This window comes from Promicromonospora sp. NPDC050262 (assembly GCF_040655935.1).
Lineage (GTDB): Bacteria > Actinomycetota > Actinomycetes > Actinomycetales > Cellulomonadaceae > Promicromonospora.
In genome coordinates, this window is record NZ_JBFAKX010000006.1 from 122,900 (window position 1) to 143,566 (window position 20,667).

Genomic DNA, 20,667 nt, shown 5'->3' on the forward strand with positions numbered 1-20,667 from the left:
TCCCACCGGAACTCAGCCCACGAAGGCGTCCAGCTCCTCGCGCGGAACCTTCCTCCGAGACCTGATCAGTTCCTCCACACGGTCCATCTGTTCCCACACGTTCACGGCCATCCCGGCCACGACCTGTCCGTCGAGCAGCCAGAACGCCACGAACTCGCGGGCGCTCAGGTCGCCGGAGATCACCACGTCGTCGTACCCGCCGGGCACGTCCACCCAGCCGGTGTACTCCATGCCGACGTCGTACTGGTCGCTGTAGAAGTAGGGCAGCCGGTCGAACGGATCCGTGGCGCCGAGCATCGCGCGGCCGGCGTGCGCGCCGGTCCGCTCCGCCGTGGCCCAGTGCTCCACCCGCAGCGGCCGCCCGTAGTGCGGCGAGGGGATGCTGGCCACGTCGCCCGCGGCGAAGATGTCCGGGTGCGACGTCGCGAGCGTGCCGTCGACCACGATGCCGCCGCCCTCCGACGCTGCCCGCAGGTCCAGCCCGGCGACCTCCGCGAGCCCGATGTTCGGGGTGGCGCCGACCCCGATGACGACGACGTCGGCACCGATCCGCGTCCCGTCCGACAGGTCGACCCCGGTGACCCGGCCCTCCGCGCCCTGGAACCCCGAGACCGACGTCCGGCGCAGCAGGCGCACGTCGTGCTCGGCGTGGACCCCGGCGTAGAAGTCGCCCATCTCGGGCCCCAGCACGCGTCCCAGCGGATGCGTCCCGCGGCCCACGATCGTGACGTCCAGCCCGAGGGTTCTGGCCGACGCCGCGACCTCGAGCCCGATCCAGCCGTCGCCGACGACGGCGACCCGGCCCACTCCCTCCAGCGATGCCTCGAGCAGCATGCTGGAGATGCGGTCGGAGTCGTCGATCGTGCGCAGGTAGTGCACGCCCGCGAGATCGGTGCCTGTGACATCGAGCGGCCGCGGCGTGGACCCGGGCGCGAGCAGCAGCTTCGCGAAGGGGAGCGTGGTGCCGTCGGACAGGGTCAGCGTGTGCCCGTCGGGGTTCAGCCCGACCACGGTCTCGTTGGTGCGGACGGTGACCTCGTGCTCCCGGTACCAGGTCTCGTCCAGCGGGAAGACGACGTCGCGCTCCGCCTCGCCGCGCAGGTAGTCCTTGCTCAGCGGCGGGCGCTCGTACGGATGATGGGGCTCGCTGGTGACGACCACGAGATCGCCGCGGTATCCCTCCTTGCGCAGCGCCTCCGCCGCGCGGGCAGTCGTCAGCCCACCACCGACCAGAACGTACGGGTTCATAGGACTCCTCCTGGGCTCGGACTCCCGGGCTTGGGGTAGGCGATCAGTCTTGCACCCGAGAGGGATGCGGGCACCAGTTCCCGGGCGTGCGGAGGGCGGGCTCGCTGTTCAGGTGGGGTGAGCCCAGGAGAGGTCGGGCCAGCGTCTTCCATGCAGCCGGACCGGTGGTGGGGCCGGGCGGGCTGTCGGACGGCGGTGGTTTCGTGTGCCTGGTCGGTACGGGATCGGGGCGTTGCGGGGGTTGGTGTGGCAGCCGATCTGGTAGCGGCTGCGGGGTGTGCGGCCCTTGCTCGGTCCCGTCATGCCGACGGCGGGGGTCCAGGTTGGGGTGGTGGATCGCTCGGGGGCTGATGCCCCGCCCTGTGCGGGCGCCGTGTCAGGGACCGGGATCGCGTCGCGGACTGTGGTGCGAACCAGCGCACCATGAGCCGGCGTTGCATTGCCGGTCGTGACCGGTGCGGGTGGTGTGGGGGCGACCGAGACATAGGTGTGCCCCGTCGGCGTGACCGTCTCGACCGCGTTCCGGCCGTCGATCTGGGTGGTCTTCTGCGACCAACCCGGTGCCTGCTTGGCATGGTTGCACCGGGCACACAGGCCCTGCCCGTTGTCCAGGCTGGTCGGGCCGCCCTCGGCGTGCGGGGTGACGTGGTCCAGGTGCCGGATCGGGGCGTCACACCACGTCGTGGCGCAGATCCCCTGCTCCCGGGCGCGCAGGAGCGCGGCCAGGCCCTGGGGGTGGAACCTTGACGTCGACGTGCTGGCCAGCAACCTGCCGTGCGGGTTGACGTAGATGCTGCGCAGCCACGCGGTGTCCGTGTCGATTGCATGCGCGGCCAGGTGGCGTGCCACGGGCGCCGGGACCGTGCCCACACCCGCCGGGGCGCCTTCCAACACCACCGCGGGCTCGTTACCACCGGCCAGGAGGGTCTCGTCCGAGACCAGGAGGTTGATCGTGACCGGCACATCACCCGCGTGCCCAGGCTGACGGGCGGTGACGCGTTCGATCAGGGTGTCGGCCATGATCTGCCCGACCCCACGCACGTCCCCGGCCGTCTTGGTCGTCTCGGCGTGGGCCTTGAGCTGAGCGTAGGCCTGCACGCCCTCAGCCATGGGCACCAGGGCGGTCAGGTAGACCATCAGGTCGGGAGCCGGACGCACAGACACTTGCCGCTCAGAGACCGCCTTCGCGTTGCGCTTGACGCACGCGTGCACATCCAACTGGGCGGCCAGTTCCTTGATGCGTGCGATCAGGCGGCGGGTGCCCATCCGGGCCAGCTCGGCCAGGTGCTGTGGTCCGCAGATCTCCTCGTCGACCAGGGCGCGGTGTTCCAGGGACAGGTGGGAGGTCTCCCGGACCAGGAGCGTGGCCCGCCACGACGACAACACCCCCGAGCACAGCGCGTTGAACGTGTGCGGCATCTGCGCGACCCATACCCGGGCGGTACTCAGGAACCCGGCACCCGCATGCGGGCTCACCCGCAGCGCAGCACCGACCTGGTTCGGCACACCACGACCCTGCCGCTCCGCCCGGATCCCGTGCACGGCCTCGTCGGCCTTGGTCGCCTCGTCCAACACCACGGCCAGCCGGGCCTGCGTCGCCGTGACCGCGTTCTTCAACGCCTCCAGCTCACCGAGCAGATCCACCCACTCCGCCTGCGCGCGCGGTGCACTCCGGTCCGAGCGAGCGTCTGCACTCGCGGTCCCTGGCAGAGCTATGCCCGCCAGCATCCGACGCACCTCTCGCACACGGGCAGCATCCATGGGTGTGGCGTCGGCGCCACCACCGGCAGGCACGACGCCGTTGGACGTCGCACCAGCCCCGGGCAGCACCGATCCGGCAGGCGACCCATCGCCCACCCGCACCGGAACCACCCTCGAACGCTTCATGCCATCAACCTATGACACGCGCGTTCGCATCGCTCGTCGAAAACAGCCCTGTCTGCCACGGGCAGAACCGGCGGCGAGGGCAACGGCGTCAGGAACGGCCATGGCGTCCGCTGCGTACGGTGGGGCCTTTCAGTCGGCGGTCGCGTACAGGTTGCCCAGCTCGTCCACGATCTCGACGGTGACCGTGGTCGACGTGGTGTCGTCGACCACCCGGGCATCGCACTCGAACGTGCGCCCGACCTCGACGACGACGGACGCCGGGCAGGTGACGTCGTCCTTGGTCACGGTCCTGGGGGCGCCGTACTGCACCGCGTCGACCACGTACTGCTCCAGGGCCCTCTGCTCCAAGACCCTGGGCTGGTCGATCTCGAAGGGGCTTCCGGCAAACACCTTGACGGTCATCGCCAGGGCGCAACAGGCGATCACGGTCAGGGAGGTCGCGGTGACGGTGCTGGCAGCGCGGCGTTGGTCTGTCACGGGCCCATGTCTACCGGGAGCCTCGTCGGCGCGACAAGCCTCCCGTCGCGCCCCGGCAGCACTAAGAAAAAAGACCCTCCGACACAGCATTTCTGCTGGTCGGAGGGCCTCTCATATGGTCGGGGTGACAGGATTTGAACCTGCGTCTTCGTCCCGAAGCGATTCTGAGTCGGGTTCTTGCTCTCCCACGCGGAGGATTCCGCCCGTTGCTGTTCGCTGGCGTCCGCTCCTGGTCGTGGCCTGCGTGCAGCAGTTCATGCAGCAGCGCACGCGATCCTCGGTGATGGCCTCGCGGGTTTGTGTCCCATCAATCTCCTGGCTCGGGGTCCCTGATCCTCCGTCATCCGTTGGCGCGGGGCACGTCTCGGACGTCGGTTCTGCCGGCAGTGCAACAGGTCCCGCCCGTCGAGTGTGGGTGACGTGGTGTGCCTGGTCGGCGGGACCTGTTGCACTGCCGGCGGGTTCGGTGTCAGGGTCCCGGTCAATCCAATGGATGACGGAGGATCAGGGACCCCGCGGTCTCCTCGATCCTCTTGATTCCTGCGGTGCCGGCCGGAGGCAAATGGGGACCACCCAGCAGGCGTCAGCTCAGAGCCCGAGCAGCCCCAGAACCGCTGCCGCGAAGCCAAAAGGGACCAGGATCCATCCCAGGGTGCGTGTGAGCGGGTACATCCATTGGAACTTTGACTCGTCGGGGTCGCTGCCCTGTTGCTTGAGCGCTGCTCGCGCATTGGCCTCGCTGTTCAGGGCCGCGTGCAGGCCGATGGCGATCGCACCTACCCCCCAGACGATGGCGAGCACCTGGTCGAGTGTCATGGGGGGACGGTAGCGGTTGCCGTCGTGGAACCGAATCGGCCCGGAGACCTACTCGGTCTCCGGGCCTTCCGCTGTTGTACCCGGTCTGCGGGGTGGGGTGCGGTGGGGTGCGCAGAGGGCGCGAAGCGCCCGGAGCGCGGGGCCCCATCGCGGGGCCCCGGCCCGCCGACCGGGTGCGCGCCGTAGGCGCGCCTTGACGCCGCGAACGTCCGTCGTGCCTTTCGGTCGGCGCTCCGCCTGGTGCCGAGTGTCGTCGCGGAGGACTGGACGCCTCGTGAACTGCGGCACTCATTCGTCTCGCTGATGTCAGCGGGCGGCATACCCACCGAAGAGATTGCCCGCCTCGTCGGCCACACCGATACGACCACGACTGAGCGGGTCTACCGGCACGAGCTGCGGCCCGTGATACAGACCGGCGCGACCGTGATGGATCAGGTCTTCAGTGTGCAGGTCGTCGCTCCCGACTGGCACATGGAACCGCTGTTCAGGATGCCCGGCGACGGGGTGACGCGCTGATGCGTAGTGCAGCACTTCGTGCAGCAGCGGAGGGTTTTGAGCCTCGGTGTCAGGGAATGACAATGGCCCTGACCAACATAAATGCTGGTCAGGGCCATGATCCACTGGTCGGGGTGACAGGATTTGAACCTGCGACCTCTTCGTCCCGAACGAAGCGCGCTACCAAGCTGCGCCACACCCCGATGGAGTCCACCGCGCATCAGGCACGAAGCCCTTCCGCGGAAGCCTGCTCAGAATAGCCGACGCATGGCCCGGAACGGAAACCGAATCCGTAGTGGCTCCGGTCACGCCCGTTCCGGGCCCCTGCGAGGGCGTTACGCGAGCTCGACCACGAGCTCCACCTCGACCGGCGAGTCCAGCGGGAGGACTGCCACGCCGACGGCGGAGCGGGCGTGCAGGCCGGCGTCGCCGAAGATCTCGCCGAGCACGTTCGAGGCCCCGTTGATCACGCCCGGCTGGCCGGTGAAGGACGGGTCGCTCGCGACGAAGCCGACCACCTTGACGATCCGGGAGATCGAGTCGAGCGAGCCCGTGACCGACCGGACGGCGGCCAGCGCGTTGAGCGCGCAGGTGCGGGCGTAGCGAGCGGCGTCCTCCGGGGAGACGAGACCCTCGCCCTCGCCGACCTTGCCGGTGGCCTGGAGCGCACCCTCGGCGAAGGGCAGCTGGCCGGACGTGTAGACGTAGCGGCCGGTCTGCACGGCCGGCACGTAGGCCGCGACCGGGGCCGCCACCTCGGGGAGCTTGATGCCCAGCTCGGCGAGACGCTGCTCGTGGCTCATGCGTCACCGCCTGTGGGGCGCTTCAGGTAGGCGACGAGACCGGTGCCGTCGGGTCCGGGGACCACCTGCACGAGCTCCCAGCCGTCCGAGCCCCATTGGTCGAGGATCGCCTTGGTGTTGTGAATGAGGAGGGGGATCGTCGCGTACTCCCACTTCGTTGCCATGCCGACGATGCTAGCCCGCGATCGGCGACGGCGATTCCCCACGAGACCTGCACACCGGCCGGGCAGGTTTTCGGCGCGCCCTGTCAGTGACACCCCGTAACCTGGGCGCATGGCCATGGCGAACCCTCGCGAGCCGCGCCGGATCACTCGGACCATACCCGCGGCTCAGCTCATCGGACTTCTTCTCGCATTCGTGCTCACCGCAGGTGCCGGCGGCGTGATCGCCGCCGGGCTGGTGATCCCGCTGGCGTCCGGCATGGACACGGCGGTCGACACGGGTGTCGAGGTGTTCGAGGAGGTGCCCGCCGAGCTGGTTCCCGGGCCCCTGTCGGAGCAGTCGCAGATCTACGCGAGCGACGGAAAGACGAAGCTGGCCACGTTCTACGCGCAGAACCGCATCGTGGTGCCGCTCGACAAGGTGTCGGCCAACATGAGGAACGCCGTCATCGCGATCGAGGACGAGCGCTTCTACACCCACGGCGGCGTCGACCCCGAGGGCATCTCGCGCGCCGCCGTGCAGAACTTCGGCGGCGGTGACACCCAGGGTGCGTCGACCCTGACGCAGCAGTACGTGAAGAACGTGCTGATCGAGGAGGCCGACCGCGCCGGCGACACCTTCGGTGTGCTGGAGGCCCGCGAGGACTCGCTCACGCGCAAGCTCCGCGAGGCGAAGCTCGCGATCGCGCTCGAGAAGGAGATGTCGAAGGACGACATCCTCCAGGGCTACCTCAACATCGCGCAGTTCGGCACGAGCGTGTATGGCGTCGAGACCGCCTCGCAGCACTACTTCAACAAGTCCGCCAAGGACCTCTCGGTCGTCGAGGCAGCCACGATCGCCGGCATCACCAAGGCGCCGAGCCAGTTCGACCCGGTCGCCAACCCCGAGGACGCGTCGGTGCGTCGCAACCTCGTGATCGGCAAGATGTGGCAGCTCGGCTACATCTCCACCGCCGAGCGCGACGAGGCGATGGCGACCAAGCTGGAGGACACGCTCGACGTGCAGCCCATCGAGGTCGGCTGCGACTCGGCGGGCGGCGCCGCGTTCTTCTGCGACTACGTGATCAAGGAGATCATGGCCAACCCCGAGTTCGGGGAGACCAGGGACGACCGGTACGACCTCCTGTACCGCGGCGGCCTGCGGATCGTCACCACGCTGGACCTCAAGATGCAGAAGGCCGCCGAGGAGACGATCAGCCAGGCAGTCCCGGCCGACAACGCCTACGACCTCGAGGCGGCCGTCACGTCGGTCGAGCCGGGCACCGGGCAGATCAAGGCCATGGCGCAGAACGTGCCGTACGACGCGCGGGCCGAACCGGCGGCGCGCACGACGGCGCAGAACTACTCGGCCGACTACAACCACGGCAACTCGCGCGGGTTCCAGGTGGGCTCCAACTTCAAGCCGTTCGTCCTGGCGGAGTGGCTGCGCAGCGGCCGCACGCTCCAGGACCGCGTCAGCGCCAACGCCTTCTCCGCCTACGAGACGGCGTTCCAGGCCAACGGCTGCGTGCACGCCTTCACGCACCAGCCCTGGAACGTGTCGAACGTCGACGGGTCCGCCAGCGGCTCGGTGAGCGTGCTCCAGGGCACCTTCCAGTCGCTGAACACGGTCTACGCCCGGATGTCGCAGCAGCTCGACCTGTGCAACGTGCAGAAGACGGCCTGGGACGTCGGCTTCCGGCCGATGACGTCGGGCCTGACGCGCGACGGCGCACCGACCTTCCGGACGATCGACAACCCGCAGCAGGCGGACATCGACGTGCTGGCGTCGATGACGCTCGGTACGCAGGCGTCGACGCCGATCAACCAGGCGTCGGCCTTCGCGACGTTCGCCTCGGGCGGCACCTACTGCAACCCGGTCGCGATCCTGGAGGTCAAGGACCACGACGGCAAGGACGTCCCGGTCCCGTCGGCCGACTGCAAGCAGACGCTCGAGCCCGAGGTCGCCAACACGGTGGCCTACGCCATGACCAAGGTCTTCCAGACCAGCCCGTTCGGTACGGCCTGGGACATCGCCCCCGGCCTCGCCGACGGCCGTCCGGTGGCGGGCAAGACCGGCACGACCAACGAGGCGATGCAGAGCTGGTTCACCGGCTACACCCCCGAGCTCTCCACCTCGGTCTGGGTGGGCGAGGCCAGCGGCAACGTGCCGCACATGAGCGTGTACCTGCCGTCGATGTCCTGGTACAGCACGTCGGCCAAGGCCGGTCCGATGTATGGCGGCACGATCGCCGCGCCGACGTGGCGCCGGTACATGGACCAGGCGATGGCCGACCTGCCCCCGACGGCGTTCCCCGCTCCCGCCCCCGCGCTCGTCGGCAAGGCTCCGGCCCCGCCGAAGACGGAGGAGAGCAACGACGGCGACGAGGGCGACGCGGGCTCGGACGAGGGCGGCGACGGCACCGGCGGCGGTGACGCCGGCGGCGACGCCGGAACCGGCGATGGCGGCGGCGACGCAGGCCCCGGCGGCGGCGACAACGGTGGTGGCGGCGGCCCCGGCGGGAACGACTGATCCGCATGGGGACGCTGGGTAACGTCGGCAGGGCCCTCGGGATCGTCGGGGGCATCGCCGTCGCGGGAATCGCCTACGCGCACGTGGAGACCAAGCTCTTCCGCGTGCGCCGGGTGACCGTGCCGGTGCTGCCCCCGGGGCAGCGGCCCGTCCGGATCCTGCAGGTCGCCGACCTGCACCTGACGCCGAGCCAACGCACCAAGCAGGCGTGGGTCCGGTCGCTGGCCGCGCTCGAGCCCGACCTGGTGATCAACACGGGCGACAACTTCGGCCACCAGCAGTCGCTCGCCCCGCTGCTCGACGTCCTGGGCCAGCTCATGGACGTGCCCGGCGCGTTCGTCATGGGGTCGAACGACTACTACGCGCCGTCGTTCAAGAACCCCGCCCGGTACCTGCTGCCGGACGCCCGGATCGAGGGCGGCGAGAAGATCCCGCTGCCCACCGAGTCGCTCCGGAAGGCGTTCACCGACGCCGGCTGGGTGGACCTGGACAACCGGCGCGGGCTCGTGGAGCTCCGCGACGGGCGCACCATCGGGCTGGTCGGCATGGACGACCCGCACCTCGACCTCGACGTCATGCCGGAGCCGGGCCGCGCGCCCGGTGAGGAGGACGCGGTGCTGCGCCTCGGCGTCGTGCACGCCCCGTACCAGCGGGTGCTGAACCAGCTCAAGGACGACGGCGTGGACGCGATCATCGCGGGCCACACGCACGGCGGGCAGCTCTGCCTGCCGTACTACGGCGCGCTGGTGACCAACTGCGACCTGGACCGCGGCCGGGCGTCCGGCCTGCACGGCTGGCCCGGCCCGCGCCCCGACCGCGAGGGCGGCGAGGACTCGACGTGGCTGCACGTCTCTGCGGGCGCCGGCACGTCGCCGTACGCCCAGGTGCGCTTCGCGTGCCGCCCGGAGGCGACGCTGATGACGCTGACGGCGGCGCCGAGGTAGAACCAGCGGTTCTACCCCGGCGAACGGGTCAGCGGGCGCGGCGCTCCAGGCGGTCGAGGTCCAGCAGGACCACGGCCCGGCCCTCGCGGCGCACCCAGCCGCGGGTCGCGAAGTCGGCCAGGGCCTTGTTCACGGTCTCGCGCGAGGCGCCGACGAGCTGTGCCAGCTCCTCCTGCGTGAGGTCGTGCGCCACGCGGATGCCGTCGTCGTTGGGCTCGCCGAACCGGGTCGACAGGTCCAGCAGCGCCTTGGCGACACGGCCGGGGACGTCGGAGAACACGAGGTCGGCGAGCGTCTCGTTCGTGCGCCGCAGCCGGCGCGCCAGGGCACCCAGGAGCTGGGTCGCGACTCCGGGGTGGTCCGCGATCCACTTCACGAGCGAGTCGTGACGCAGCTCGTAGACCACGGAGTCCGAGACGGACGAGGCCGACGCCGTGCGGGGACCCGGGTCGAACAGGGACAGCTCACCGAACATCTCGCCCGGGCCCAGGATCGACAGCAGGTTCTCGCGGCCGTCGCTCGACCGGCGGCCCAGCTTGATCTTGCCCTGCGCGATGACATAGAGCCGGTCGCCCGGCTCGCCCTCGCGGAAGAGCACGTCACCCCGGACCAGCTCCACGGGCACCATGGACTCGAAGAGCGCGCGCGTCTCCTCGCCTTCCATGTCCGCGAAGAGGGGGGCAGAGAGTACGACTTCGTCGTCCACCAGTGGTGTCCTCACGTGTCGGGGACTTTCGTCCATCAGTCTTTTCCACCTCTCAGTCTGCCTCAATGTCACGAGATTGCCGGGTCATCGGTGTCTCTCGTGGCGTCCGCGTGGCGTGCAGCCCGACGCGATCGTCCGCCTCATGCGGGATGTCGGCTTTGCCCAGCACGAAGTAGGACGCCCGTCCATAAATCCTAGGGGTGTCACCTGGGAGTTCGGAACGGGCGTCCTGGGAACGTCGTCAGGGCACCTCGCGCTGCTCCGGCCCCACGTACTCGCACACCGGCCGGATGAGCGAGTTGGCGGCCCGCTGCTCCATGACGTGCGCCGTCCACCCGGTGACCCGGGAGGCCACGAACAGCGGCGTGAAGATGTTCGTGTCGAACCCGATCAGGTGGTAGGCCGGACCGGCGGGGTAGTCCAGGTTCGGCTTGATGTTCTTGCGGCTGACCATGGCGTTCTCGAGGGTCTCGTACAGGTCGAGCACCTCGGTCTTGCCGTAGTGCGCGGCGAGGTCGCCGAGCACCGCGCGCATGGTCGGCACGCGCGAGTCGCCGCTCTTGTAGACCCGGTGGCCGAACCCCATGATCTTCTTCTTCTGCGCCAGCGCGTCGTCGAGCCAGGCCTCGGCCCGGTCGGCCGAGCCGATCTCCTCGAACGTGGCCTGCACGGCCTCGTTCGCGCCGCCGTGCAGCGGGCCCTTGAGGGCGCCGATGGCGCCCGTCACGGCCGAGTGCAGGTCGGCGAGCGTGGAGGTGATGACCCGCGCGGTGAACGTGGACGCGTTGAACGAGTGCTCCGCGTACAGCACCATCGAGGCCTCGAACGCCTGCACGACGGCGGGCTCGGCCTCCTCCCCGAACGTCATCCACAGGAAGTTCGCGGAGTAGCCCAGGTCCTCGCGCGGGTGCACGATCTCCTGGCCGCGCCGGCGGCGCTGGTCCAGCGCGACGACAGCGGGCAGGACCGCCCACAGCCGCAGCGCCTTGGCGAGCTCCGCCTCGACCGAGGAGTCCTCGGCCTGCGGGTCGTGCGCGCCCAGGATCGACACCGCGGTGCGGCACACGTCCATGGGGTGGCAGTCGGTGGGCAGCTCCAGGATCGCGTCCCGGATGTTGTCCGGCAGCTCGCGGTGGACGCGCTCGGCCGCCGTCTGCTCGGTGAGCTGCGCGGGTGTCGGCAGCTCGCCGTGCCACAGCAGGTAGGCGACCTCCTCGAAGGACTTCTTCGCGGCCAGCTCCTGCACCGGGTAGCCCCGGTACAGCAGCGAGTTGGTCTCCGGGTTGACCTTCGAGATCGCCGACGTGTCGGCGACGACGCCGGCCAGACCCTTGCGGATCTCCGTGGTCTCGGTCATGCGCACTCCTTCGTGTCGAGACTAAGTCAGGGCTGGTAGGTGAAGACGTTCGAGTCGAAGTGGTTGTAGGCCGCGTAGTCCGTCAGCTCGTAGAGCCGGGCCCGGGTCTGCATCTGCGGCACCAGGTCCGCCTGGGTGCCCGACGCCGAGATCTGGTCCAGCGCCCGTTCCGCGGCACCCATCGCGATGCGCAGCAGGGTGACGGGATAGATGACGAGCCGCGCCCCGGCGTCGTGCAGCTCCTCGGCCGTGAAGAGCTCGGACTTCCCGAACTCGGTCATGTTGGCCAGCACGGGTACGTCGAGGGCCGAGGCCACCGCCTCGAACTCCTTCAGGTCCTTCATCGCCTCGGGGAAGATCGCGTCCGCCCCGGCGTCGGCCAGGGCCTTCGCCCGGTCGATCGCGAGCTTCAGCCCGCGCTCGCCCGGCTCGGTGCCGCGCACGTCGGTGCGCGCCATGATGAGAAAGTCGGGGTCGCGGCGGCCGTCGACGGCGGCCCGGATGCGCCGGACGGCGTCGCCGAGCCCGACCACCTCCTTGCCGTCGAGGTGGCCGCAGCGCTTGGGGTTGACCTGGTCCTCGATGTGGATGCCGGCCACGCCGGCGTCCTCCATGGTCTGGACCGTGCGGGCCACGTTCATGGGCTCGCCGAACCCGGTGTCGGCGTCGGCGAGCACGGGCAGGTCGGTGACCCGGGCGATCTGCCCGGCCCGGCCGGCCACCTCGGTGAGCGTGGTGAGGCCGATGTCGGGCAGGCCGAGGTCGGCCGACAGCACGGCGCCGGAGACGTAGACGCCGTCGAACCCCTTGTCCTGGATCAGCTTGGCGCTCAGCGGGTTGAACGCGCCCGGCAGCCGCAGGATCTCGGGCCCGGCGAGGGCCTCGCGGAAGGCCCGGCGCTTGGCCGCGGCGGTGAGGTGCGAGTAGAGCATCAGTGCCTGCCCAGCTCGAAGAGGCCGGTCGGGGCCTGGACGGCGTCCAGAACGCCGGGAGCGGCGACGATCGTGAGCTCGCGGACCTCGGCGGGCGTGAGCTCCGGCAGGCGCTCGGCCAGGTCGAGGAACCGGTCGATCTCGGCGTCGGACAGGATGCCCGCGGCCAGCGTGCGGAACTTGGCCACGTAGTTCGCGCGGGCGAACGGGCGGGCGCCCAGGGGGTGGGCGTCGGCCACGGCGATCTCGCGCGTGACCACCTCGCCCGAGGTGAGCGTGATCTCGACGCGGCCGCCGAACGCCTTCTCGGCGGGGTCGGTCGAGTGGTAGCGGCGCGTCCACTCCGGGTCCTCGGCGGTGGTGACCTTGCGCCACAGCTCGACCGTCTCGGGCCGCTGCGCGCGCTCGGGGGCGTAGGAGCCGACGTGGTGCCAGCCGCCGTCCTGCAGCGCGACCGTGAAGATGTACGGGACCGAGTGGTCGAGCGTCTCGCGCGACGCCGTCGGGTCGTACTTCTGCGGGTCGTTCGCGCCCGAGCCGATCACGTGGTGGGTGTGGTGGCTGGTGTGCAGCACGATCGAGGCGACGTTCGCGGGGTCCCGCAGCTCGGGGCGCTCGTTGCCCAGCGCGCGGGCCATGTCGATGATCGCCTGCGCCTGGTACTCCGCGGAGTGCTCCTTGGTGTACGTGTCGAGGATGCCGGTCCGCGCCTCGCCGGGCTCGGGCAGCACCACGTCGTAGGCGGCGCCGGGCCCGTCCAGGAGCCACGCGACGACGCCGTCCTCACCCTCGTAGATGGGCTCGGGCGAGGTCTGGCCGCGCATGGCGCGGTCCACGGCCTCGACCGCGAGCTTGCCCGCGAAGGCCGGGGCGTGCGCCTTCCAGGTGGAGATCTGGCCCTTGCGGCTCTGCCGCGTGGCCGTGGTGGTGTGCAGGGCCTGGCCGACCGCCTGGAACACCGTCTCGGTGTCCAGTCCCAGCAGCGTGCCGATGCCGGCCGCCGCCGACGGGCCGAGGTGCGCCACGTGGTCGATCTTGTGCTTGTGCAGGCTGATCGCGCGGACCAGGTCCACCTGGATCTCGTAGCCGGTCACGATGCCGCGGACCAGGTCCCGGCCCGAGCGGCCGGCGTGCTGGGCCACGGCCAGGATCGGCGGGATGTTGTCGCCGGGGTGCGAGTACTCGGCGGCGAGGAACGTGTCGTGGAAGTCGAGCTCGCGGACGGCGACGCCGTTGGCCCACGCCGCCCACTCGGGGCTGCTGGTGGCCTCCGCGTCCAGGCCGAAGACCGTGGAGCCGGGGGTGTAGGGGTGCGCCTGCGCCTGCGAGCGGGCGGCGACGGCGGGGCCACGCGTCAGGCTGGCCGCCGCGACCGAGGCGTTGTCGATCACGCGGTTGATCACCATGTCGGTGACCTCGGCCGTGGGCTCGACGGTGTCGGTGGCGAGCTCCGCGAGCTTCCAGGCGAGCTGGTCGGTGCGCTTGAGCGGCTCGGCGGACGGGTAGACGCGTAGGTGGTGCGTGTACGGCATGGTGACTCTTCCTCGATTCACGTGGACCGTCGTGGGGTCCGGGGCGCTGCCCGGACCGGAGGGCGGGCATCGGGTCGCGACCGCTCGGCTGGTGGACGGCGGGTGCGCCCTTGACCTTCTCATACTCCGCGTCCTAGGTACACGGGCCAACCCCGCGCCAGGTTCCCGCTGACGGAGTTCCCGGGCCGGATGTCAGTGGGGGTCGTTACTGTGGCGACGTGACCGTCAGCGAGCACGAGCCCGAACGTCAGTCCAAGGATGCGCCGGAGACCAGGCTGGCGCTCGTGCGCCGGGCGCGGCGCATCAACCGCGTGCTCGGGGAGACCTACCCGGACGCCCGCGCCGAGCTGGATTTCCGGACGCCGCTGGAGCTGCTGGTCGCGACGGTGCTGAGCGCGCAGACCACCGACGTCCGGGTCAACCAGACCACGCCCGAGCTGTTCGTGATGTACCCGGACGCGCAGGCCTACGCGGAGGCCAACCCGGAGGAGCTGGAGGAGATCCTGCGTCCGCTCGGCTTCTTCCGGGCCAAGGCCAGGGCCGTGATCGGCCTGGGCAAGGCGCTCGTCGAGCGGTTCGACGGCGAGGTCCCGGGACGGCTGAAGGACCTGGTGACGCTGCCCGGCGTGGGCCGCAAGACGGCGAACGTGGTGCTCGGCAACGCGTTCGGCGTGCCCGGCATCACCGTGGACACGCACTTCGGGCGGCTGGCGCGGCGCCTGGGCCTGACCGCAGAGGAGGACCCGGTCAAGGTCGAGGCCGAGGTGGGTGAGCTCTTCCCGAAGAAGGAATGGACCATGCTCAGCCACCACCTCGTGTGGCACGGGCGGCGCGTCTGCCTCGCGCGCACCCCGGCGTGCGGGGCGTGCAGCATCAAGCACCTGTGCCCGTCGTACGGCGCGGGCGAGACCGACCCCGACAAGGCGGCGAAGCTCGTGCGCCCGGCGCCGGAGCGCTCGCCGCTGGCAGGCCTGCCGCTGAAGTAGCTAGGCCACCCGGGCGAGCCAGCCCAGCAGGATCTCGTTCACCCGCTCCGGCGCCTCCTCCGGGAGGAAGTGGCCGGCTCCGGGCAGCAGCTCGTAGCGCAGGTCGGACACGACGGCGTTGGCGTCCACGTCGGCGCGCTCGTGCCGCAGGAACCCGTCCCGGGCGCCCTGGAGCTGCAGCGCCGGCACGTCCAGCGGGCGGCGCAGCGCGGTACCGAACCGGCGCCCGTCCATCCGGGGCGTCGACCGGACCACCCAGCGCAGCGCCTCGGCGGCCGAGTGCGCCGCGAACGGGATGCGCATGACGGCCCGGTACCGGTCCACGACGTCGTCGGGCAGCGGAGCGGCCGCGCCCAGGTCGAGCGTGCGCCGCACCAGGTCGCCCTGGATGAGCGCCCGTTCCGGCAGCGTGGGGACCTGGAGGTACGCCAGCTCGCGCAGCGCGGCCGGCGTGAACGCGGCGGTGCTGCGCAGGCGCACCCGGGCCGGGTGCGGGCTGGCCAGCGCGGCGACGGCCGACGTTGTGCCCGGGTGGAGCGCCGCGACCGCCCACGCGAGCGTGCCGCCCGTACCGTGCCCCACCACGACTGCCTCCTCCCGCCCGAGCGAGCGCACGACGCCGGCGACGTCGGCCGCCCGCGCCGTCAGCGCGTAGCCCGACGGCGGCTTGTCCGAGCCGCCCACACCACGGACGTCCATCGCCGCGACGCGGTAGCCGGCGTCCGCCAGGGCGGGGATCTGCGCACGCCAGGACCACCAGAACTGGGGGTAGCCGTGCAGCAGGAGCACCAGGGGCGCGGAGCGGCTCTCCGGGCCCGCGGTCGCGACGTGGAAGCGCGAACCGCCCGAGGAGACGAACTCGTGCCGCCACGGCCCTTCGACGAGGGCGCACGTGTAGTCGCTGGTGGCTGCCGAGCGGACGGCCGGTCTGGCCGAGAGTGCGGTCACAGGTATGAACCTACGCGCTCGGTGCCCGGTCTGCGCGGCACCCCGTGCCCGGCTCAGTGGCCGGTCTGCGCCACGCGCTTCCCCGCGGAGCCGCCGTTCTGGTCGTCGGCCGGCTTGGCGTCGGACGACGGGGCGGTGGTCGCCTCCGGCGCCGGCACGTCCTCGACCGGACGCTCCTTGGGCGGGTCGAACCGGTAGCCGACGTTGCGCACCGTGCCGATGAGCTGCTCGTGCTCGGGGCCCAGCTTGGCGCGCAGGCGCCGCACGTGGACGTCGACCGTGCGCGTGCCCCCGTAGTAGTCGTAGCCCCAGACCTCCTGCAGCAGCTGGGCCCGCGTGAACACGCGGCCCGGGTGCTGCACCAGGTACTTGAGGAGCTCGAACTCCTTGTAGGTCAGGTCGATCGGGCGGCCGCGCAGCCGGGCGGTGTACCCGCCGGCGTCGATCGCGAGCTCGCCCGCGGAGATCTCCTGCTGCGACTCCTCGGCCGGGCCGCGCGCCGAACGCTCGACCACCAGGCGCAGCCGGGCCTCGACCTCGGCGGGCGAGGCGGACTCCAGCAGGAGGTCATCGGCTCCCCACTCGTGGGTCACGACCGTGAGGCCGCCCTCGGTGAGGATCAGCACGAGCGGCACCGTCAGGCCGGTGGCGTGCAGCAGGCGGCACGTGGTGCGGGCCGCGACGAGGTCGCGGCGGGCGTCCAGCAGCACGACGTCCGCGTCGGGGGCGTCGACGAGCGCGGAGGGCTCCATCGGGAGCACCCGCACCCGATGGGACAGCAGTCCCAGTGCGGGCAGTACCTCGGCCGACCCGCCGGTGGCGGGCGTGAGGATCAACAGCTCTGCCATTGACGCACCTCCTCTCGGAACCGGCGTCCTGCTACCGTCCCTGGCTCGGGTCTCGCTGAAGCGAGACGTCCCGTCGCGTCCAACTGGCTCTGCGGAAGTCTGCCCTGTTGCTTGTTGCGTGCATGTTACACGCCCTTTTCCTGGACACCACCATGCTGGTCAGGACCCGTGACGTTCGCATGACGCGGGTGTTGCTCGTCTCGCTCAGGCCCGGGAGAAGGCCCGGGAACAGGCCTGTGCGGGCCCGGAACGGCGGCACCCCGGGCCGCGATTGAGGCAACTCGGTAAGTCTCTGGAAAACTCTGAGCCGTGTCCGTCTCCACCCGCGCCGTGACGACCGCCGCGCTCGCGGCCCTCGTCGCCGCCGCGTCCTACGTCCAGCCCCGGCCCCTGCCCCTCGTGGGCGCGGCCGTGGTCCTGGCGGTCCTCGTCGCGCTGGGCTGGCCGTCGCTGCTGCGCCTGCCCGCCTCGGGGAGCACGAGGGTGGTCGTGGCGCTCTGCGGCGTCGGGGGAGCGGCCGCGACCTATCTCACCCAGGGCGAGCCCGTGCTGCGCCACCTGCCGATGGTGCTGGCGGGCGCGGTGGTGCTCGCCTTCATCGCGCAGATGCTGCGCCGTGACGGACGCCCCCAGCTCACCGAGTCCGTGTCGGGCACCGTGGCCGGCGTCGTCGCGGCGATCGCCGCCTCGGGCTGGATCGCCGCCGCGCGATCCGACGCCGGGGCGGCGCTCGTCGTCACGAGCGCCGTGGCGCTCGCGGTGGCCGCCGCCGTGGCGGCGCTGCCGGTGCGCGGCTGGGTGGCGCTCGGTATCTCCGCCGTCGCCGCCGTGCTGGTGGGCGGCGCGGCCGGGACGCTGCTGCCCAACATCGACACCGTGAGCGGGCTGTGGTGCGGTCTGGTCGCGGGAGTCGTCGTCGGGGCGCTGCACCTGCTGCTGGAGCGGCTGCCCGCCCGCGGCGCGCGGCTGGCCGGGCTCTCGGCGAGCGCGCTGCCCGTCGCGGTGTGCGGCATCTTCGTGTTCGTCGTGGGCCGGATGGTCATCCTCTGAGGTGACCCCCGGGCGGGCCGCGGTCAGGACTGGCGGATCATCTCGCCGGCGATCTCGATGCGGACCTTCTTGGCCACCAGCACGCCGCCGGCCTCGAGCGCGACGTTCCAGAGCAGGCCCCACTCCTCGCGCTCGATCTCGCAGCTCCCGTGGAAGCCGAAGATGTCCTGGCCGTAGGGGTCGTGCCCCACGCCGCCGAACTCGCACTCCAGGGTGACCGGGCGCGTCACGCCGCGCACGGTGAGCAGGCCGTCCATGACGAACTTGGTGAACGAGCCGTCCGCCTGCATCGGGTCGTGCGGCCGCCGGCCGGCGGTGCCCGCCTTGAGCCGGGCCCACGAGAAGATCGGGTCCACCTGCGTCCGCATCCGGAACCCGGTGCTGCGGAACTCGATGGTCGGGTGGTTCTCGACGTCCAGGAAGTCGGCGCTGCGCAGGTGGGTGTCGCGCTCGTCCACGTGCGTGTCGACCGACGCCGCCTGGATGGTGCACGTGACCTGGGAGGCGAGCGGGTCCTCGCCGACGGTGACCGTCGCCTCGCCCTCGGCGAACTCGCCGCGGACGGGACTGACCATCATGTGCATGGCGAGGAAGCCGAGCCGCTTGTGGTTCTGGTCGATCTGGTACACCCCGGCCGCCGGGATGGTCAGACCATTCCACGTACGAGTTGGCAAAACTTCCATCCTAGACAATTCTCCTATATATGCGGATGCATGCACGCTACCACCGGGGGGTCGCCGGCTCGGGTGGCATTTCGGCACGAGAAATACTGCTCCGACTGGTTGTGCAGACCAGGGAATCATGTGGGCGGGCACCCGAGAAGGTCAGAGGCCCGCACTGTGACCGGCCTCATGGTGGATCCATATCGCGGACGAGGACTTGTCTGGACGAGCGAGGCACGGCAGGGTGGGGCGAATGTTGGGACAGGTGATCGCGCTCGTCGTCCTGGTGCTCGGTACCGCCGCGCTCGGCGTGTGGTGGTCGGCACGTCAGGGCGCCGTACGCGCGCCCCGCGAGACGCCCGTCGGGATCGACTGGGCCTCCTCGGGGATCGCGCTCGCGGACCGGGTGACCTTCGTGCAGTTCTCGGCCGAGGTGTGTGCCGCGTGCCGGTCCACCTCCCGGGTCCTGGGCGGTCTGACCGGGGCGAGCCCCGGCGTCGGGCACCGTGAGGTGCTCGTGGACGACCACCTCGACCTGGTGCGCACCCTCGGCGTGCTCCGCACGCCCACGGTGCTCGTGGTCGACGGCGGCGGGCGCGAGGTGGCGCGGATGAGCGGCGTGGTGTCCGACACGCAGGCGCGACAGGCGCTGAGCCGGGTTCCGGCGGCGGTCCAGGCAGACGGGGAAGGGCAGTCATGAGCGTGAGCAAGGGGATCGACCCGCGAGGGCCGCGCGTCGGGGCGAGCATCACCGCGGTGCTGCTGGCCGCCGTCGTGCTGCTGGGCGCGAGCACCGCGGGGCTGTGGCTGCTGACGTTCATCATGCTGAGCTTCCTGCTCGGCACGATCCGCGGCGCCGAGGGCTCGTGGCAGGGTCTGCTCTACAAGCGGTTCGTGCGGCCCCGGCTCAGCCCGCCCACGGAGATGGAGGACCGCCGCCCGCCGCGCTTCGCGCAGGGCGTGGGCCTCTTCGTCACCGGCGTGGGCGTGATCCTCGGCTTCCTCGGGGTGCTCCCGGCCGTGCCGATCGCGGCCGCGGCGGCGTTCGTCGCGGCGGCGCTCAACGCTGTCGTCGGGCTGTGCCTCGGGTGCGAGCTCTACCTGCTGCTGCGCCGGTCGGGCCTGGTCCGCGCCTGAGCGCGGTCCAGGACGGTCAGTAGACCAGCGCCTGGGCGTCGTCCCGCAGGATCTCCTCGGTGAACAGCGCCGAGCCCGCGATCCGGATGCCGGGCAGCACGTCGGCCTCGGTGATGTCCCGGCGCGCCGCGCACTGCGTGCACACCGTGACCGTGCCCGCGCCCAGGACCACCTCGATGAGCTGGGGCAGGGGCGTCGCGTGCTCGAGCTCGAGCGCGGCCGCGCGGCCGGGCAGGGCGAGCCAGGCCGACTCGCCGGTGAGCCAGAGACTCACCTCCGCACCGGACGCGACGGCCGCCGCGGCGACGGTGAAGGCCTGGTTGGTGGCCTCGGGCCGGTCCAGGCCTGAGGTGGTCTTGATCACGAGCGGGCGCATGGGCCGACTGTAGGCCGTGGACGTTAGGATCGGCACCATGTCGATCCACGCCCTTGAGCTCATCTTCACCGGCCTCATCGTGGCGGTCGCAGTCGCGGTCGCCTGGTTCGCCGGCTACGTCGTCTACAAGCTGTACACCGGCCAGCGCTGATGACGTTCACCTTTCCCGATGGGCTCTCGCCCGAGGTGTACCCGCTGGCCTGGCTGGTCGGCCGCTGGCGCGGCGAGGGTGTGATCGACTACCCCGGCATCGGCAAGAAGACCTTCGTGCAGGACCTGGTCTTCGACCACGACGGCGGCCCGTACCTGCGGTTCGAGTCCACGCTGCGGGTGCTGGAGAGCGTCGTCCCCGACAAGCTGCCCGCCGACGGCGAGTGGCCCGCCCCCGTGCCGGACCCGACGGAGGGCGACCCGACCGAGGCGGACGCGCCGGAGGCCGAGGTGGCCGAGGCCGGCACGGTGTGGTCCACGGAGACCGGCTACTGGCGCGTGTCCTCGGACCGGCCAGACGGCCTCGAGGAGAACAAGCACGCGCTCGAGGTGCTCGCGGCCGACGCCTCCGGGCGCATCACCGTCTACATCGGCGCCGTGGGCAACGGGCGGATCGACCTGGCCTCGGACGCGATCGCGCGGACGTCGACGGCGTCCGAGGTACGGGCGTCGAAGCGGCTGTACGGACTGGTCCAGGGTCGCCTGCTGTGGGTGGAGGAGCTCGCCGCGTTCGGCGAGCCGCTGCGCTCGTACGCGTCGGCGGAGCTGGACCGGCAGTAATCACGCGAGCGGGAATGCC

At 71.2% G+C, this 20,667-nt stretch carries 21 protein-coding genes, 1 tRNA gene and 1 pseudogene; 8 read left to right on the forward strand and 15 right to left on the reverse strand.

Annotated features, from left to right (window positions below):
* Positions 1 to 12: 12 nt before the first annotated feature.
* From AB0I29_RS11630 to AB0I29_RS11645, 4 genes are all read right to left on the reverse strand, one after another.
* Positions 13 to 1,248 carry an FAD-dependent oxidoreductase gene (locus AB0I29_RS11630; protein WP_357481664.1) on the reverse strand — a complete coding sequence of 412 codons (1,236 nt, stop codon included), beginning with the start codon at positions 1,246 to 1,248 and terminating at the stop codon, positions 13 to 15.
* 108 nt (positions 1,249 to 1,356) lie between these two features.
* Complete coding sequence (locus AB0I29_RS11635) at positions 1,357 to 3,009, reverse strand: HNH endonuclease (RefSeq protein WP_357481866.1); 1,653 nt, start codon at positions 3,007 to 3,009, stop codon at positions 1,357 to 1,359.
* A gap of 255 nt (positions 3,010 to 3,264) precedes the next feature.
* Positions 3,265 to 3,612 (reverse strand): DUF4333 domain-containing protein, encoded by a 348-nt coding sequence (locus AB0I29_RS11640; RefSeq protein ID WP_285108034.1) that lies wholly within the window; start codon positions 3,610 to 3,612, stop codon positions 3,265 to 3,267.
* A gap of 588 nt (positions 3,613 to 4,200) precedes the next feature.
* Positions 4,201 to 4,428, reverse strand: a complete 228-nt coding sequence (locus AB0I29_RS11645; protein WP_285108036.1) for a hypothetical protein — start codon at positions 4,426 to 4,428, stop codon at positions 4,201 to 4,203.
* Between the two features lie 201 nt (positions 4,429 to 4,629).
* On the opposite strand from AB0I29_RS11645, the pseudogene AB0I29_RS11650 reads away from it, so the two are divergent.
* Positions 4,630 to 4,944, forward strand: a pseudogene (locus AB0I29_RS11650) (tyrosine-type recombinase/integrase); the annotation flags it as partial.
* 105 nt (positions 4,945 to 5,049) lie between these two features.
* On the opposite strand, the gene AB0I29_RS11655 reads toward AB0I29_RS11650, so the two are convergent.
* The 3 genes from AB0I29_RS11655 to AB0I29_RS11665 all read right to left on the reverse strand — a co-directional run bounded on the left by AB0I29_RS11655 (position 5,050) and on the right by AB0I29_RS11665 (position 5,890).
* Positions 5,050 to 5,126 (reverse strand) — tRNA-Pro (locus AB0I29_RS11655).
* Between the two features lie 132 nt (positions 5,127 to 5,258).
* Positions 5,259 to 5,726: a RidA family protein gene (locus AB0I29_RS11660; protein WP_285108037.1), complete on the reverse strand. Its 468-nt coding sequence runs from the start codon at positions 5,724 to 5,726 to the stop codon at positions 5,259 to 5,261.
* Positions 5,723 to 5,890 carry a DUF4177 domain-containing protein gene (locus AB0I29_RS11665; protein WP_020017885.1) on the reverse strand — a complete coding sequence of 56 codons (168 nt, stop codon included), beginning with the start codon at positions 5,888 to 5,890 and terminating at the stop codon, positions 5,723 to 5,725. Before AB0I29_RS11665 ends, AB0I29_RS11660 begins: the two co-directional genes overlap by 4 nt.
* Before the next feature lie 193 nt (positions 5,891 to 6,083).
* Between AB0I29_RS11665 and AB0I29_RS11670 the strand changes: the two genes are divergently transcribed.
* Positions 6,084 to 8,399, forward strand: coding sequence for a transglycosylase domain-containing protein (locus AB0I29_RS11670; protein ID WP_357481667.1), 2,316 nt, complete (start codon positions 6,084 to 6,086; stop codon positions 8,397 to 8,399).
* Positions 8,400 to 8,404: 5 nt separating this feature from the next.
* Positions 8,405 to 9,343: a metallophosphoesterase gene (locus tag AB0I29_RS11675; protein ID WP_357481669.1), complete on the forward strand. Its 939-nt coding sequence runs from the start codon at positions 8,405 to 8,407 to the stop codon at positions 9,341 to 9,343.
* Between the two features lie 28 nt (positions 9,344 to 9,371).
* On the opposite strand, the gene AB0I29_RS11680 is transcribed toward AB0I29_RS11675, so the two are convergent.
* The 4 genes from AB0I29_RS11680 to AB0I29_RS11695 all read right to left on the reverse strand — a co-directional run bounded on the left by AB0I29_RS11680 (position 9,372) and on the right by AB0I29_RS11695 (position 13,870).
* The gene (locus AB0I29_RS11680; RefSeq protein ID WP_108493397.1) at positions 9,372 to 10,049 is read right to left on the reverse strand and encodes a Crp/Fnr family transcriptional regulator; all 678 of its coding nucleotides are present in this window, start codon (positions 10,047 to 10,049) and stop codon (positions 9,372 to 9,374) included.
* Positions 10,050 to 10,290: 241 nt separating this feature from the next.
* A complete protein-coding gene (locus tag AB0I29_RS11685) occupies positions 10,291 to 11,406 on the reverse strand; it encodes a bifunctional 2-methylcitrate synthase/citrate synthase (protein ID WP_357481672.1) in 1,116 nt (371 codons plus the stop codon).
* Between the two features lie 26 nt (positions 11,407 to 11,432).
* On the reverse strand, positions 11,433 to 12,338 hold the full coding sequence (gene prpB, locus AB0I29_RS11690) for a methylisocitrate lyase (RefSeq protein ID WP_357481674.1): 906 nt from the start codon (positions 12,336 to 12,338) through the stop codon (positions 11,433 to 11,435).
* Positions 12,338 to 13,870, reverse strand: a complete 1,533-nt coding sequence (locus AB0I29_RS11695; protein WP_285108043.1) for an MmgE/PrpD family protein — start codon at positions 13,868 to 13,870, stop codon at positions 12,338 to 12,340. The genes prpB and AB0I29_RS11695 overlap by 1 nt, the downstream gene beginning before the upstream one ends.
* Positions 13,871 to 14,088: 218 nt before the next feature.
* Here AB0I29_RS11695 and nth point away from each other — a divergent pair, with 218 nt between their 5' ends.
* Complete coding sequence (gene nth, locus AB0I29_RS11700; protein ID WP_285108045.1) at positions 14,089 to 14,856, forward strand: endonuclease III; 768 nt, start codon at positions 14,089 to 14,091, stop codon at positions 14,854 to 14,856.
* Here nth and AB0I29_RS11705 read toward each other — a convergent pair whose 3' ends face one another.
* The gene (locus AB0I29_RS11705) at positions 14,857 to 15,804 is read right to left on the reverse strand and encodes an alpha/beta hydrolase (RefSeq protein WP_285108046.1); all 948 of its coding nucleotides are present in this window, start codon (positions 15,802 to 15,804) and stop codon (positions 14,857 to 14,859) included.
* A 53-nt stretch (positions 15,805 to 15,857) separates the two neighbouring features.
* Complete coding sequence (locus AB0I29_RS11710; protein WP_285108048.1) at positions 15,858 to 16,652, reverse strand: response regulator transcription factor; 795 nt, start codon at positions 16,650 to 16,652, stop codon at positions 15,858 to 15,860.
* Between the two features lie 309 nt (positions 16,653 to 16,961).
* On the opposite strand from AB0I29_RS11710, the gene AB0I29_RS11715 reads away from it, so the two are divergent.
* On the forward strand, positions 16,962 to 17,702 hold the full coding sequence (locus tag AB0I29_RS11715) for a hypothetical protein (protein WP_285108050.1): 741 nt from the start codon (positions 16,962 to 16,964) through the stop codon (positions 17,700 to 17,702).
* Positions 17,703 to 17,725: 23 nt separating this feature from the next.
* Here AB0I29_RS11715 and AB0I29_RS11720 read toward each other — a convergent pair whose 3' ends face one another.
* A complete protein-coding gene (locus AB0I29_RS11720; RefSeq protein WP_285108052.1) occupies positions 17,726 to 18,385 on the reverse strand; it encodes a YceI family protein in 660 nt (219 codons plus the stop codon).
* A gap of 232 nt (positions 18,386 to 18,617) precedes the next feature.
* Between AB0I29_RS11720 and AB0I29_RS11725 the strand changes: the two genes are divergently transcribed.
* Positions 18,618 to 19,064, forward strand: a complete 447-nt coding sequence (locus tag AB0I29_RS11725) for a thioredoxin family protein (RefSeq protein ID WP_357481679.1) — start codon at positions 18,618 to 18,620, stop codon at positions 19,062 to 19,064.
* Positions 19,061 to 19,501, forward strand: coding sequence for a DUF4395 domain-containing protein (locus tag AB0I29_RS11730; protein ID WP_285108055.1), 441 nt, complete (start codon positions 19,061 to 19,063; stop codon positions 19,499 to 19,501). Before AB0I29_RS11725 ends, AB0I29_RS11730 begins: the two co-directional genes overlap by 4 nt.
* A 16-nt stretch (positions 19,502 to 19,517) precedes the next feature.
* Here the strand turns inward: AB0I29_RS11730 and AB0I29_RS11735 are convergent, their stop codons facing one another.
* Positions 19,518 to 19,877, reverse strand: coding sequence for a DsrE family protein (locus AB0I29_RS11735; RefSeq protein ID WP_285108057.1), 360 nt, complete (start codon positions 19,875 to 19,877; stop codon positions 19,518 to 19,520).
* Between the two features lie 150 nt (positions 19,878 to 20,027).
* Between AB0I29_RS11735 and AB0I29_RS11740 the strand changes: the two genes are divergently transcribed.
* Positions 20,028 to 20,648, forward strand: a complete 621-nt coding sequence (locus AB0I29_RS11740; RefSeq protein ID WP_285108059.1) for an FABP family protein — start codon at positions 20,028 to 20,030, stop codon at positions 20,646 to 20,648.
* Positions 20,649 to 20,667: the final 19 nt, after the last annotated feature.

Bases quoted from the DNA above. Each gene is read 5' to 3' on its own strand.
- AB0I29_RS11630 (WP_357481664.1), bottom strand. From the start codon at position 1,248: ATGAACCCGTACGTTCTGGTCGGTGGTGGGCTGACGACTGCCCGCGCG.
- AB0I29_RS11635 (WP_357481866.1), bottom strand. From the start codon at position 3,009: ATGGATGCTGCCCGTGTGCGAGAGGTGCGTCGGATGCTGGCGGGCATA.
- AB0I29_RS11645 (WP_285108036.1), bottom strand. From the start codon at position 4,428: ATGACACTCGACCAGGTGCTCGCCATCGTCTGGGGGGTAGGTGCGATC.
- AB0I29_RS11660 (WP_285108037.1), bottom strand. From the start codon at position 5,726: ATGAGCCACGAGCAGCGTCTCGCCGAGCTGGGCATCAAGCTCCCCGAG.
- AB0I29_RS11665 (WP_020017885.1), bottom strand. From the start codon at position 5,890: ATGGCAACGAAGTGGGAGTACGCGACGATCCCCCTCCTCATTCACAAC.
- AB0I29_RS11675 (WP_357481669.1), top strand. From the start codon at position 8,405: ATGGGGACGCTGGGTAACGTCGGCAGGGCCCTCGGGATCGTCGGGGGC.
- AB0I29_RS11685 (WP_357481672.1), bottom strand. From the start codon at position 11,406: ATGACCGAGACCACGGAGATCCGCAAGGGTCTGGCCGGCGTCGTCGCC.
- prpB (WP_357481674.1), bottom strand. From the start codon at position 12,338: ATGCTCTACTCGCACCTCACCGCCGCGGCCAAGCGCCGGGCCTTCCGC.
- AB0I29_RS11695 (WP_285108043.1), bottom strand. From the start codon at position 13,870: ATGCCGTACACGCACCACCTACGCGTCTACCCGTCCGCCGAGCCGCTC.
- AB0I29_RS11710 (WP_285108048.1), bottom strand. From the start codon at position 16,652: ATGGCAGAGCTGTTGATCCTCACGCCCGCCACCGGCGGGTCGGCCGAG.
- AB0I29_RS11720 (WP_285108052.1), bottom strand. From the start codon at position 18,385: ATGGAAGTTTTGCCAACTCGTACGTGGAATGGTCTGACCATCCCGGCG.
- AB0I29_RS11725 (WP_357481679.1), top strand. From the start codon at position 18,618: ATGTTGGGACAGGTGATCGCGCTCGTCGTCCTGGTGCTCGGTACCGCC.
- AB0I29_RS11730 (WP_285108055.1), top strand. From the start codon at position 19,061: ATGAGCGTGAGCAAGGGGATCGACCCGCGAGGGCCGCGCGTCGGGGCG.
- AB0I29_RS11735 (WP_285108057.1), bottom strand. From the start codon at position 19,877: ATGCGCCCGCTCGTGATCAAGACCACCTCAGGCCTGGACCGGCCCGAG.
- AB0I29_RS11740 (WP_285108059.1), top strand. From the start codon at position 20,028: ATGACGTTCACCTTTCCCGATGGGCTCTCGCCCGAGGTGTACCCGCTG.